General features: G+C 71.4%; 11 protein-coding genes. 2 read left to right on the forward strand and 9 right to left on the reverse strand.

Annotated elements, in window-relative coordinates:
- The first annotated feature begins 204 nt into the window (after positions 1 to 204).
- Positions 205 to 633, forward strand: coding sequence for a DUF3592 domain-containing protein (locus PKF00_RS09585; RefSeq protein ID WP_271217053.1), 429 nt, complete (start codon positions 205 to 207; stop codon positions 631 to 633).
- A gap of 516 nt (positions 634 to 1,149) precedes the next feature.
- On the opposite strand, the gene PKF00_RS09590 is transcribed toward PKF00_RS09585, so the two are convergent.
- Positions 1,150 to 2,775 (reverse strand): AMP-binding protein, encoded by a 1,626-nt coding sequence (locus PKF00_RS09590; RefSeq protein ID WP_271217054.1) that lies wholly within the window; start codon positions 2,773 to 2,775, stop codon positions 1,150 to 1,152.
- A gap of 162 nt (positions 2,776 to 2,937) precedes the next feature.
- Between PKF00_RS09590 and PKF00_RS09595 the strand changes: the two genes are divergently transcribed.
- Positions 2,938 to 3,705, forward strand: coding sequence for an SDR family oxidoreductase (locus PKF00_RS09595; protein WP_271217055.1), 768 nt, complete (start codon positions 2,938 to 2,940; stop codon positions 3,703 to 3,705).
- Positions 3,706 to 3,829: 124 nt separating this feature from the next.
- Here the strand turns inward: PKF00_RS09595 and PKF00_RS09600 are convergent, their stop codons facing one another.
- Genes PKF00_RS09600 through PKF00_RS09635 form a run of 8 tightly spaced genes read right to left on the reverse strand, consistent with a single transcriptional unit; the run spans position 3,830 to position 12,543 of the window.
- On the reverse strand, positions 3,830 to 4,666 hold the full coding sequence (locus PKF00_RS09600) for a MaoC/PaaZ C-terminal domain-containing protein (protein ID WP_271217056.1): 837 nt from the start codon (positions 4,664 to 4,666) through the stop codon (positions 3,830 to 3,832).
- Positions 4,663 to 5,853, reverse strand: coding sequence for a lipid-transfer protein (locus PKF00_RS09605; protein ID WP_271217057.1), 1,191 nt, complete (start codon positions 5,851 to 5,853; stop codon positions 4,663 to 4,665). Before PKF00_RS09605 ends, PKF00_RS09600 begins: the two co-directional genes overlap by 4 nt.
- Positions 5,850 to 6,365, reverse strand: a complete 516-nt coding sequence (locus tag PKF00_RS09610) for a MaoC family dehydratase (protein WP_271217058.1) — start codon at positions 6,363 to 6,365, stop codon at positions 5,850 to 5,852. Before PKF00_RS09610 ends, PKF00_RS09605 begins: the two co-directional genes overlap by 4 nt.
- Positions 6,362 to 7,468, reverse strand: coding sequence for an acyl-CoA dehydrogenase family protein (locus PKF00_RS09615; RefSeq protein WP_271217059.1), 1,107 nt, complete (start codon positions 7,466 to 7,468; stop codon positions 6,362 to 6,364). The genes PKF00_RS09610 and PKF00_RS09615 overlap by 4 nt, the downstream gene beginning before the upstream one ends.
- A complete protein-coding gene (locus tag PKF00_RS09620; protein ID WP_271217060.1) occupies positions 7,468 to 8,442 on the reverse strand; it encodes a bifunctional MaoC family dehydratase N-terminal/OB-fold nucleic acid binding domain-containing protein in 975 nt (324 codons plus the stop codon). The genes PKF00_RS09615 and PKF00_RS09620 overlap by 1 nt, the downstream gene beginning before the upstream one ends.
- Entirely contained in the window at positions 8,439 to 9,605 is a 1,167-nt protein-coding gene (locus PKF00_RS09625; RefSeq protein ID WP_271217061.1) for an acyl-CoA dehydrogenase family protein, read from the reverse strand. The genes PKF00_RS09620 and PKF00_RS09625 overlap by 4 nt, the downstream gene beginning before the upstream one ends.
- A 36-nt stretch (positions 9,606 to 9,641) precedes the next feature.
- Positions 9,642 to 11,297, reverse strand: coding sequence for a steroid-22-oyl-CoA synthetase (gene casI, locus PKF00_RS09630; protein ID WP_271217062.1), 1,656 nt, complete (start codon positions 11,295 to 11,297; stop codon positions 9,642 to 9,644).
- Positions 11,298 to 11,307: 10 nt separating this feature from the next.
- A complete protein-coding gene (locus PKF00_RS09635; RefSeq protein WP_271217063.1) occupies positions 11,308 to 12,543 on the reverse strand; it encodes an NADH:flavin oxidoreductase in 1,236 nt (411 codons plus the stop codon).
- Between the last annotated feature and the right edge of the window lie 49 nt (positions 12,544 to 12,592).

Consider the following 12,592-nt stretch of genomic DNA (forward strand, 5'->3'; position numbering starts at 1 on the left):
CGGAGAAGCGTGATGCGCGGGGACAGGAGAGCGCCGGTGCGGTTCGTGTCGGGGAATCGCAAGGACCGCAAGGCGTCCGGCAAGCTGCCGCGCTCCCGTTGCTCCTTCTGATGACTTCCGATGACGCGGTCACCGGCAGGTGATCGACCGGGTCGGGCTTCGGCGGTGCAGGCCCTCGAACGAGACGAGAAGGAGACAGCGGACATGAGCACTGCGCCATTGTTCGGAGTCATGTTCGGAGCGGTGTTCGGAGCGGTGTTCATCGGGGTCGGCATCCGTGCCATCACCGTCGGGCAGCGGCTGCGGCGGCACGGGGTGCGGGTGCCGGGCGTCGTCGTGGGACTGCGCTGGTCCGGGTCCGGCGTCGACACCGGCGTGTACTGCCCCACACTGCGGTTCCAGACGGTGCAGGGCTCCGTGGTGGAGACCGAGTCGGATCTGGGCTCGAACCCGTCGCCGGTCCGTCCGGGCCAGCAGGTCATGGTGGTCTACGACCCTGAGCGACCCCAGCGCGCCCGTCTGGACGGGGCGAGCGGCAGGGGTGTGCTTCTCGGCGTGCTGTTCATGACCGTCGGGGCGATCGTCCTGGTGCTCTCCCTGCTCTTCGTCTTCGCGATCAGCTCCTGGTTGTGAGGACGGAAGCGGACACCGCCGGCATCCGTTCGGGCCGATGAGTTTCGCGGCATGGCGCCTCCATATCTGTAGACGGCCTGGAACGACGCGGGTCGCGCAGGTCGCATCCACGGAGATCAGGAGGTGTCGTTCAGATGGGCGAGATGCGTGTAGTCCGGTACTGACCGTGTGCGACCGTCAGGGACTCGCTCACCCGGAAAAGGCGCTGACGTCGTTGTCGGGGTAGACGTCCACGGCGGTCCCCCCTTTGCGTTCGACCAGAGCTCGGCAGTCGACTTCCTGGCGGGCGACACCTAACCCTGCGCCCTCGCGGTCCTGGCTGATCCGGCAGTAGGTCGCTGCTCGTCGTATGGGTCACGTGGATGCACGTTGGCAGGACCCGGCGCGCAGTGCCCCTTTCAAGGGAAACGTGGGTGTTTCAGGGCTGGATGGCGCGGTGCGGGGGGTGGCGGTCGAACCGGGAGAAGGGCGTGGGAATCCGCGCGCTCCGGGGCCGGACCGCGCGGGAGCAGCCCGTCAGGTCTTGGGGAGCTGGGTTTTCTGGATTTTGCCGCTGGCGTTGCGCGGGAAGTCGTCCAGGATGACGACCTCGCGCGGCACCTTGAAGTTCGCCAGCCTGCCCCGGCAGTACTCGACGAGCGTCTGCGCCGTGAGAGCGGCTCCGGGGCGTGCGACCACGTAGGCCCGGCCGACCTCGCCGAGCCGCTCGTCGGGGATGCCGACGACGGCCGCCTCGGAGACGCCCTCGTGCTGGGCCAGCACCTGCTCGATCTCCGCCGGGTAGACGTTGAACCCGCCGACCACGAACATGTCCTTCGAGCGCCCCGTGATGGTCAGGTTGCCCCGGTCGTCGAGACGGCCGAGGTCCCCGGTCAGCAGCCACCCGTCCCTGACCGCCTCGGCCGTCGCCCGCTCGTCGTCGAGGTAGCCCAGCATCACGTTGTAGCCCCGGACGAGGATCTCGCCGATCTCTCCCGCGGGCACCGGTTCGCCGTGGCCGTCGGCCACCTTCACCTCGACTCCTTCGATGGGCCGCCCCGAGGTGGCCGCCACGGTCACGTCGTCGTCCTCGACGGAGCACGCGGTCACCGTGCCGCACGACTCGGTGAGCCCGTACGCCGTGACCACCTGTGGGAACAGTTCGGCGCGCATCCGCCGTACCAGGGCGATCGGCACGATCGAGGAGCCCGTCACAGCCAGGCGGAGCGACGACAGGTCGAACCTCGGACTCCGGGGCGCGTCGAGCATCGAGGTGTAGACGGTCGGCGCGCCCGGCAGGACGGTGATCCGCTCGGCCTCGACCAGCCGCATCGTCTCCTCCACCTCGAACACCGGCTGGAGCACCATCGTGGCCCCCCGCATCAGGCAGGCCAGGACCCCGGCCTTGTAGCCGAAACAGTGGAAGAGCGGGTTGACGATGAGGTAGCGGTCCCCCGCGGCGACCCCGGTCCGGCCGCACCACGCCTCGTAGGTCCGGACGTTCTGCTCGTGCGTGCACATGGCCCCCTTGGGCCTGCCCGTCGTACCGGAGGTGAACAGGATGTCCGCCACGTCCTGCGGGGTCACGGATGCCGTGCGCGCGAGCGCCTCCTCCTCGGAGACGAGGGCCCCCCGGCTCAGGAACTCCGCCCAGCCCGTCGCCCCCGGCCTGTCTCCGGCGTCGAACGTGACCACGGTCTCGAGATCGGGCAGGCCCGGCACGCTCCCCGCGTCGGCGGCCGCCCCGCCCTCCTCACCGTCGCCGCCACTGTCACCAGGGCTGTCGCCGACGCCGAGCATGGCCAGGTAGCCGTTGCCGAGAAAACCGTCCTCGACGAAGAGCATCCGGGCTCCGCTCCGGGCGAGCAGCCACCGCGCCTCGTCACCCTTGTAGCGGGTGTTGACCGGCACCAGCACCGCCCCGGCGCAGAGCGCGCCCAGCGCGGTCACCATCCAGCGCAGGCTGTTGGGCGCCCAGACGGCGATCCGCTCTCCCCTGCCGACACCCGACGCGACGAAGGCCCTCGCCGCCGCGCGCACCCGCTCCTCAAGCTCGGAGTAGGTCAACCGGACCTGACCGTCCACGACGGCCTCGACGTGCGGAAAGTCACGGGCGGCGCGTTCCAGGACACCGGGAATCGTCAACGCGTGGTTCTTGCTCATGAACTCTCCTGCTTCGGTACGGACCGGTTCCGGTGCCGCCCATGGTGCCGCCGGAGCCGAGGGCTCGTGGGGGACGGTCCCGGTGGCTGGTACCTGCGGCACAGTCCGCGCCGAGCGGCCGTATTCTCCGTGCACCGAATTGGGCGTCTATGGAGGAACGCGATGAAAGTGACGACGGACTTCGGCGGCCGGGCGGTGCTGGTCACCGGAGGGACCAAGGGCATCGGGTTCGTGATCGCCCAGACGTTCCTGGCCGCGGGCGCCGAGGTGGTCGTCGGCGGACGCGCCGAGCCCGCCGTCCTGCCGACCGCGGGCGGCAGGAGCGCCTACTTCATCCCCGCCGACATCCGGGACGCCACAGCGGCCGCGGGCCTGGTGAGCAGCGCGGTCGAACGCATGGGAAGGCTTGACGTCCTCGTCAACAACGCGGGCGGCTCGCCGGACGCGGACGCGGCGACGGTCTCCCCCCGGTTCGTCGAGAAGATCGTGGACCTGAACCTGCTCGCGCCGTTCTACGTGGCGCAACCGGCCAACAAGGTCATGCAGGGACAGGAGACCGGAGGCTCGATCATCAACATCGGCAGCGTCTCCGCCCACGACCCGCAGCCGGGCACCGCGGCCTACTCCGCGGCCAAGGCCGGGCTGCTGACGCTCACCCGGGCGCTGGCCCTCGAGTGGTCCCCCAGGGTGCGGGTCAACCACATCACGACCGGCCTCATCAGGACCGAGGCCGCGGCCTCGGTGTACGGCGAGGACGAGGGCGCCGCGGTCGCGAAGGTGATCCCGATGGGACGGATGGCGGTGCCCGCCGACGTCGCGAACACCTGCCTCTATCTGGCGAGCGACCTGTCGTCCTATGTCACCGGTGCGGACATCGCCGTCCACGGCGGAGGCGAGTTCCCCGCCCGCTACCTGGCCACGCGGGGCTGACCCGGACCGTCACCCGCGCCTACGCCGTCGGGCAGTCCGGTCACGGCATCAGCCCGACCGGCTCGGCCGGGACCGGATTCCAGGGCCACAGCCCTGTAAGCCGGTCCCGGCCTCGCCACAGCGGCTACGGCGCGGCGGCGAACCTGACCCGGCCGCCGGAGATCACCGTGCCACCCGCCGGGGCACCCGGGTCACCGTCCGAGCCGCCCTCGGAGGCCACCTCGAACAGCGTCGCGTCCCCTTCGGTCCAGCCTCGCACGCCGAGCCGGTCCCCGGGGAAGACCGGGGAGGCGAACCTGCCCTCCAGCTCGGCCAGGTCCGCCGGGTGCGCACCGGCGGTGGCCGCCAGCGGCAGGGTCACCGCGGCCAGCGTGCACAGGCCGTGCATGAACGGCCGGGGCATCCCCGCCGCCTTGGCCGCCTCCGGGTCGATGTGCATGTGGTGCCGGTCGCCGAGCAGGCGGTAGAGCGCGGCCTGGTCAGGCGAGGTGTCCAGCCGCAACTCGCGGTCCGCAGGGGTCTCGGGACGCTTCGGGCTCGACGGTCCCCTCTCCCCTCCGAAGCCGCCGCGGCCGGGCGCGAACAGCGACCAGGTCGCCACGAAGTAGTCACTCTCCACCTCGACCTCGAAGATCGCGGCGGCGCCCTTGTCCCACACCTGCGCCACCCGGGCGGCCATCGTGAGTTCCCCGGCCCTCGGCAGCGGCCTGAGCACCCGCAGCCGCTGGGAGCCGTGCACCGCCGTCCTGGTGTCGAAGGCGCCCAGCGAGCCGAGGGCGTCGGGAGCCCACTGCGCCTGGGTCAGCGCGAACGTCGGCAGCACCCGCAGGCGCTCCTCGAAGACCAGGTCCAGGTCCGTGGCCGCCGCGCCGACCGCGAGCGCGTAGAGGATCGCGTCGCGCTCGTCGTAGGCCACGGTCCGTTCGCCGAGGCGGTGTCCCCGCCAGTCTCCGGTGTTCACCGGTCGGCTCCGAGCACCAGGCCGCTGGTCGGCACGCCCGTGCCCGCGGTGACGATCACGTTGTCGACCCCTTCCGGTTGGTTGACCGAGGTGCCGCGGACCAGGCGCACGGCCTCGGCGACACCGTTCATGCCGTGCAGGTAGGCCTCGCCGAGCTGGCCGCCGTGGGTGTTGCAGGGCAGTCGCCCGCCGACCTCGAGGTTTCCGTCCGCGACGAAGTCCTTGGCCTCTCCCCTGGCGCAGAAACCGAGCTCCTCCAGTTGCGGGAGCACCAGCGGGGTGAAGTGGTCGTAGAGGATCGCCGCGTCGACGTCGTCGGGGCTCAGGCCGCTCTGCGCGTACAGCTGGCGACCGACCAGTCCCATCTCCGGAATGCCGGAGATCTGGGGCCGGTAGTAGCTGGTCATCATGTGCTGGTCCTTGCCCGACCCCTGAGCCGCGGCCCTGATGACGGCGGGCGCGTGCGGCAGGTCGCGGGCCCGCTCAGCCGAGACGACGACGATCGCCTGACCGCCGTCGGTCTCCTGGCAGCAGTCCAGCAGGTGCAGCGGCTCGGCGATCCAGCGGGAGGCCTGGTGCTCCGCCAGGTCGATGGGCCGCCCGTAGAACCAGGCGGCCGGGTTGACGGCGGCGTGCTTGCGGTCGACGACGGCGACCCGGCCGAAGTCCTCGCTGGTCGCGCCGTACTCGTGCATGTAGCGGCGGGCGAACATCGCCACCCACTGGGCGGGGGTCGACAGGCCGAACGGGGTCATCCAGGAGTAGGCCGCGCGGTCGGCGGTGGTGTCCATCGCCCGGTCCGCCTGGCCGAGCCCGTAGCGCTCACCGGAGCGCTCGTTGAAGGCGCGGTAGCAGACGACGACGTCGGCGACCCCGGTGGCGACCGCCATCGCGGCCTGCTGGATCGTGCCGCAGGCGGCCCCGCCGCCGTAACCGATCCGCGAGAAGAACTTCAGCTCGCCGATGCCGGTGTTGCGGGCGACGTGGATCTCGGAGTTGGTCTCGGCGGTGAACGTCACCAGCCCGTCGACGTCGGACGGCTTCAGCCCGGCGTCGGCGACGGCGGCGAGCACCGCCTCGCAGGCCAGCTGGAGCTCGCTGCGCCCGGAGTTCTTGGAGAACTCGGTGGCGCCGATGCCCGCGATCGCGGCGGCGCCGGACAGCGGGCCGGGTGCGGTGCGGCTCATGCGTCGCCGCCCTTCGGCAGTCTCACGACGACGGTGCCGGTCACGTGGGGGCCGAGGCTGTTCGTGCCGCGTACGGAGATCTCGACCTGGTTGTCCTTGTCGTCCTTGGCGGAGACGGTCCCGGTCAGCACCATGGTGTCGCCGGGATGGTTGGGGGCGCCGAGCCGGATCCTGATCGCCTTGACGACGGCGGCGGGTCCCGCCCAGCCGGTGACGAACCGGTCGACCAGTCCGTTGCTGGTCAGGATGTTCATGAAGATGTCCTTGGACCCGCGCTGGAGGGCCAGCTCGGGGTCGTGGTGCACGTCCTGGTAGTCGCGGCTGGCGATCGCGGTCGCGACGATCATGGTCCGGGTCAGCGGGATCGACAGTTCGGGGAGCGTGTCGCCGACCGCGATCCCGGCGTAGTCCCTGGCGCCGTTCACAATGCCGTTCACAGTGCCGCCCGCGACGTCGCCCGCGGTGACCGGTGCGCCGTTCACTCCGTCGTCCCCTGCGCTCCGCGCGTTCATGAGGCCACCGGCGCGGCCGCCAGCACGTCACCGAGGCGGGCGAGGTCGGCGCTCGCGCCGCCCAGGGTCGTCGAGATCTGCCTACCCCACAGGAAGTGCCGGTGCACCGGGTAGTCGGTGTCGACGCCGATGCCGCCGTGCACGTGCACGGTCCGGTGGACGACGTTCAGCCCGGCCTCGCCCGCCCACCACTTGGCCACCAGCACGGCCGCGGCCGCCTCGCCCTCCTCGATCGCCGACACGGCCTGCCACAGGCAGACCCGCATGGCGTCGATCTCGATGTAGCAGTCGGCGAGCTGGTGCTGCACCGCCTGGAAGGTGGCGAGCGGACGGCCGAACTGCACGCGCTCGCCGAGATAGGTCGCGGCGTGCCGTACCGCCCCCTGGGCGACGCCGAGCTGGAGGGCGGCCAAGGCGACGGAGGCGAGCTCGACGGTCCGGCCGAGGGCGCCGTCTCCCGGCGTGCCGACCGCCCGCGCGGGCGCGCCCGCGAGGGTGAGGGTGCCGCTGAGGTCGTGGGTGGTGGTCTCCGCCCGCTGCCAGGTGAGACCCTCGGCGTCCGCGGCGACCAGGAACAGGCCTGCGCCGGCCTCGGCGCGGGCCGCGACCAGCACGTGATCCGCCCCGAACGGGGAGGGGACGACGGCCTTCACGCCCGTGAGACGCCAGCCGTCGCCGTCCGGCTCCGCGACGCACTCCGGCTCGCCCGGGTCGTGCGGGCCGAACTCCTCCAGGGCCACGGTCAGCCGCGACGAGCCGTCCACCGCGCCGGGAAGCAGGTCTCGACGCTGCTCGGGGGTGCCGTGCCCGGCGACGGCGAGCGCCGCGACGGTGGCCGCCCACACCGGGACCGGGGCCACGAAGCGGCCCTGCTCCTCCAGCAGGACGCACAGCGCGCCCAGCCCGAGCCCGGCGCCTCCCGCCTCCTCGGGCAGCACGATGCCGAGCAGGCCCGTCTTCGCGAGTTCGGTCCACAGCTCCTCGTCGACGCGCGTCTGCGAGGTCTCGACGGCGCGGAGCCGCTCGGCCGTGGCCCGGTCGGCGAAGATCTCGGCCGCCAGGCCGCGGACCGCTTCGAGCTCTTCGTCAAGGGTGAAATCCATCAGTGGTCCTCCTGCGCGACCGGCCGGAACACCGGAAGTGACAGGCCGGGGTCGGCGTCCACCCAGTCGAGCGTGACCGGCATGTCGATCTCGACCTCCTCCGGGGTGACGCCGACCAGGTTGGTGATGAGCCGGGTGCCCTCGGCGAGTTCGACGACCGCGACGATCAGCGGGAAGTCGAACGCCGGGTGGCGGGGGTGGTGGTTGACCACGAAGCTGTGGACGTGCCCGCGTCCCGACGCCTCGACGGTGTCCCAGTCGAAGGAGTTGCACTCGGGGCAGCAGGGCCCCGTCGGGTGCCTGAGCGCCTTGCACGAGACGCACCGCTGGATCACCAACCGGTGCTCGAGCGCGGCCTCGAACCAGAAGGCGTTGTCCCTGTTGATCGCGGGCCTGGGCCGCAGCGCCCTGGCCTGCTCCGCCTCTCCCGGTTCCGGCGCGGCTCCCTCGGCGGGCTTCGTCGCGGGCCGGAAGCGCAGGGTGCGCCAGCGCTGGGTGGCGACGATCTCGCCGTCCTGGTCCCGGTAGGTCTTCAGCGTGGTCACGAAGCGCCCGGCCCCCAGGCCGGTGTTCTTCTCCGGGGAGATCGACTCGACGACCTCCCGCATGCTGACGTGGTCGCCGGGCACGAGCTCCCGGTGGAACTCCAGCTCGGAGTCGGTGGCGACCACCGAGGTGTAGCCGCCCTCGGCGAGCAGGGAGACCAGCTCGCCGAAGCCGCCCGCGTCCGTCGGCGTCATCGTCGCGGCGTAGCCGCGCATCGTCCAGGCCTGGATCATCGAGGCGGGCGCCACGACCCCGGCCCTGCCCGTGGCGCGGGCCGCCTCGTCGTCGAGGTAGATCGGGTTGCCGTCCTCCATCGCCTCGACCCAGTGCCGGATCATCGGCCGGTTGACCGGGTCCTGGCCCGGCTTCGCCGGGACGAGCTCGCGCCCCACGAAGGACCGCAGCCGTTCCTCGTAGCTCTCGCTCATGCGCCGCGTCCCAGCCGGGGAAGGCCGAGTCCCTGGGTGGCGACCATGTCCCTGAGGATCTCGTTGACGCCGCCGCCGAAGGTGTTCACGATGCCCTGCCTGGACAGCTGCTCGATCTGCCCGGCGAGCGCGGCTCCCGGCGACTCGGGCCGGATGCGGCCCGCGGCCCCGAGGATGCCGGACAGGGTCCGCTGCACGTCGATGTGGGTCTCGGTGCCGTAGACCTTGGCCGCTCCCGCGTCCGCGCCCGACAGCGTCTCCCTGGCGACCGCGCTGGTCATCTTCCAGTTCATCAGGTGCATCGCCTCGAGCTTGGCGTAGGTGCGCGCGAAGTCCCTGCGGACCCACGGCAGTTCGAGGACGCCGTTGTCCCTGGCCCACTCCAGGACGTCCTCCCACAGCCGGATCATCCGGCCGCCGAGCGCGGCCAGGCCGATCCGCTCGTGGTTGAGCTGGGTGGTGATCAGGCTCCAGCCGCCGTCCACCTCGCCGACGACGTTGCCCGCGGGCACCCGCAGGCCGCTGTAGTAGGTGGCGGTCACGAGCAGGCCGCCGACGGTCTGGATGGGGCTCCAGGAGAAGCCGGGGTCGTCCGTGGGGACGATCACGATCGAGATGCCCCTGTGCTTGGGGGCCTCGGGGTTGGTGCGGCAGGCGAGCCAGACGTAGTCGGCGGTGTTCGCGCCGCTGGTGAAGATCTTGCTGCCGTCGACGACGAACTCGTCGCCGTCCCTGACCGCGCGGGTCTTCAGGGACGCCAGGTCGGTGCCCGCGTCGGGCTCGGTGTAGCCGATCGCGAAGACGATGTCGCCGGACAGGATGCCGGGCAGGAAACGCTGCTTCTGTTCCGGCGAGCCGTAGCGCATCAGCGTGGGGCCGACCGTGTTGACGGTGACGAAGGGGAACGGCAGACCGGCCCGCTGGACCTCGTCGAAGAACACGTACTGCTCCTCGATGGAGCGGCCCTGCCCGCCGTACTCGGTCGGCCAGCCGACGCCGAGCCAACCGTCGGCGCCCAGGCGCTTGACCACCTCGCGGAAGCGCTCTCCGCCGACGCCGGCCTCCCCGACGCGGCGGCGCTCGTCCTCGGGCAAGAGGTTCGCGAAGTAGTTCCGCAGCTCCTCGCGTAGCCGCCGTTGCGCGGCGGTCTCGCGCAGATCCATGTGCGCTGTCCTCCTCGGGTTGCTTGTCTGTGGTGACTACGGCAGGAAACGCAGGCGTCCGTTGGCGAGGAACTCCTCGCGGAGGGCGGCCTTGTCCTCGTCGGTCATCAGGGTGTAGTCGGGCTCGCCCCTGCCGACCCAGCGGTAGACCTGGTCGTCGGTCCGCCAGCCGTCGAGCTGCATCTCCTTCTTGCGCAGCTTGTTCGAGCCGGTCGTGGGCAGGGCGTGGGAGACCCGCACGTAGCGGGGCGCGCCCTTGGTGCCGAGGTCGCTCTGCCCGGACAGGAAGGCGGGCAGGGCGAGGTCCTCGAAGGTCGTGCCCTTGGGGATCTCGACGGCCGCCATCACCTGGTCTCCCGACCGGGCGTCCGGCACGCCGAACACGCCCGCGGCGAGGATGTCCGGGTGCCTGCGCAGGATGCGCTCGGTCAGGAGGGCGGAGGTGTTCTCCCCGTCGACCCTGATCCAGTCCCCCGACCTGCCCGCGAAGTAGATGTATCCGTCCTCGTCGACGTAGCCCAGGTCGCCGGTCCAGTACCAGCCGTGGCGGACCCGCTCGGCGTTGGCGGCCTCGTTGTTGTAGTAGCCCTCGAACTTCGCGGCGCCCTCGGTGTCGACGATCTCCCCGATGGACTCCTCCGCGTTGGTCACCCGGCCGTGCTCGTCGAGCACCGCGGCGGGGCGGAACCGGAGGGTCTCGGGGTTGACGATCCTGACGCCCTCGTGGGCGGGACGGCCGAGCGCGGACAGCGGCCCCTCGGGGGTCAGCTTGATCATGCCCGCGCCCTCGCTCGAACCGTAGCTCTCGATGAGCGTGCAGCCGAAGCGGCGCAGGAACTCGGAGCGGTCCTCGGGCGAGGCCTCGGTGCCGAAGGCGTGGGTGAGAAGGTTGTCCGCGTCGTCCGGCCGTTCGGGGGTCGCCAGGACGTAGGCGATGGCCTTGCCGACGTAGGTGAAGAACGTCGCCCCGAAGAAGCGCACGTCGGGCAGGAAGCCCGAGGCGGAGAACTTGGGCACGAGGGTGACGGTCGCGCCCGCCGCCAGCGAGGGGGCCCACAGGGCCATCAGCGCGTTGCCGTGGAAGAGCGGCATGCAGCAGTAGGTGACGTCGTCACGCTTGACGTCGTACTTCGCGCAGTTGGCGTAGCCCAGCCTGGTGAGCCTGCCCTGCGAGCAGCGCGCCGCCTTCGAGGCGCCGGTGGTGCCCGAGGTGAACAGCAGCAGCATCTGCGTGGCCGCGGTGATCGAGGGATCCCTGACCGGCTCGCAGGCGTGCGAGGCGACCCGCCCGGCGTAGCCCTCGTCGTCGACGAGCAGGAAGCGGTCGCGGTCCACGCCGATGTCCAGGCCGTCCAGCAGTTCCAGGCCCGCCTGGTCGGTGACGACCAGCTGGCAGTCGGTGTGCCTGACCTCCTGCTCCAGGTAGGCGCCGCGCCGCGTCGAGTTGATGCCGACGATCGACGCGCCGCTGAGCGCCGCCGCGCCGAGCCAGAAGACGTACTCGGGCGTGTTGTCGAGCAGGACCCCGATGTGGAAGGGGCCGTCGGTCCGCAGCGACCTGGCCAGGGACGCCCGCGCCGCGCTCTCCCGGACCACCTCGTCCCAGGTCCAGGTCCGTTCGCGGGTGCGCAGGCCCGCCCGATCGTCGCCGACCCGGTCGAGCAGCAGGTCGGCGATCGTCTCAAGTTCCACGTTCGCTCCTTCAGGAGGTGGCCGTGGCGTCCCGGCGCGTGTCGCGCGGGCTCGTGGGGGTGACGAGCACGCAACGGGTGCCGCCGTAGATCGCCGTCATGCACTTGTTGCAGTGGATGCACAGGGACCGGGCGTCCTCGCCCGCCGTGATCCGGTTGATGAGGTCGGGCTCGCGCAGCAGCGCGCGGGCCATCGCGACGAACTGGAAGCCCTCACGCATGGCCAGGTCCATGACGTGCTTGCCGGTGATCCCGCCCAGCAGGACGAGCGGCATGTTCACGGCGGCGCGGATCTGCCGGGCGTCGTCGAGCAGGTAGGCGTCCTTGTAGGGGTAGGCGCGCAGCTTGTACTTGCCGAACAGCTGGACGCCGAGCTTCACCGGCTGGGGCATGATCGCCGCGAACTCCCGCAGGGGCGCGTCGCCCTTGAACAGGTACATGGGGTTGAGCAGCGAGCTGCCCGCGGTGAGCTCCAGGGCGTCCAGGGAGCCGTCCTGCTCGATCCACTGGGCGACCTGGATCGCCTCGTCGAGCCAGAAGCCGCCGGGCACGCCGTCGTCCATGTTCAGCTTCGCGAGAATCGCGATCTCGCCGCCGACGGCGTCGCGGACCGCGCGGGCGATGTCCCTGGCGAGGCGCGCGCGGTTCTCCAGGCGGCCGCCGTACTCGTCGGTGCGGTGGTTGAGCTTCGGGCTCAGGAACGAGCTGGCGAGGTAGTTGTGGCCGAGGTGGATCTCGACGGCGTCGAAGCCGGTCTCGACGGCCATCCTGGCCGCGTCCGCGTGGCCTTTGACGACCCTGGCGAGGTCGTCGCGGGTCGCGGTCCTGGTGAGGCTCGTGGTCGTGAGGTGGAAGTGCCTGCCCGGGGCCAGCGCGGGGGCGCCGTTGCTCTTGGGGTTGGCGACCGGGCCCGCGTGGCCGATCTGCGCGGAGACCGCCGCGCCCTCCGCGTGGACGGCGTCGGTCAGCTTGCGCAGGCCCGGGACCGCCTCCGGACGCCACAGGATCTGCTTGCGGTCGGTGCGTCCCTCCGGGGCGACCGCGCAGTAGGCGACCGTCGTCATCCCGACTCCGCCCGCCGCGTGGCGGACGTGGAAGTCGATGAGTTCGTCGGTCACCAGGCTGTCTCTGCTCAGTCCCTCGTAGGTGGCCGCCTTGATGATGCGGTTGCGCAAGGTGACCGGGCCGAGCTTGGCCGGGGCGAGCACGTCCGGAACGTCATCGCCCCGGGGGGTTGTCTGAGTCAAGGGGATCCTCCGTCCGCACACCAGGTCAGGTGGCGAATGTGACGTTAGT

This window comes from Streptosporangium carneum (assembly GCF_027922005.1).
In the GTDB taxonomy this organism is placed as follows: domain Bacteria; phylum Actinomycetota; class Actinomycetes; order Streptosporangiales; family Streptosporangiaceae; genus Streptosporangium; species Streptosporangium carneum.

Excerpts from the sequence above, each read along its gene's own strand:
- PKF00_RS09615 (WP_271217059.1), bottom strand. The coding sequence starts at position 7,468 with ATGGATTTCACCCTTGACGAAGAGCTCGAAGCGGTCCGCGGCCTGGCG.
- PKF00_RS09625 (WP_271217061.1), bottom strand. The coding sequence starts at position 9,605 with ATGGATCTGCGCGAGACCGCCGCGCAACGGCGGCTACGCGAGGAGCTG.
- PKF00_RS09605 (WP_271217057.1), bottom strand. The coding sequence starts at position 5,853 with ATGAGCCGCACCGCACCCGGCCCGCTGTCCGGCGCCGCCGCGATCGCG.
- PKF00_RS09585 (WP_271217053.1), top strand. The coding sequence starts at position 205 with ATGAGCACTGCGCCATTGTTCGGAGTCATGTTCGGAGCGGTGTTCGGA.
- PKF00_RS09610 (WP_271217058.1), bottom strand. The coding sequence starts at position 6,365 with ATGAACGCGCGGAGCGCAGGGGACGACGGAGTGAACGGCGCACCGGTC.
- PKF00_RS09595 (WP_271217055.1), top strand. The coding sequence starts at position 2,938 with ATGAAAGTGACGACGGACTTCGGCGGCCGGGCGGTGCTGGTCACCGGA.
- PKF00_RS09620 (WP_271217060.1), bottom strand. The coding sequence starts at position 8,442 with ATGAGCGAGAGCTACGAGGAACGGCTGCGGTCCTTCGTGGGGCGCGAG.
- PKF00_RS09590 (WP_271217054.1), bottom strand. The coding sequence starts at position 2,775 with ATGAGCAAGAACCACGCGTTGACGATTCCCGGTGTCCTGGAACGCGCC.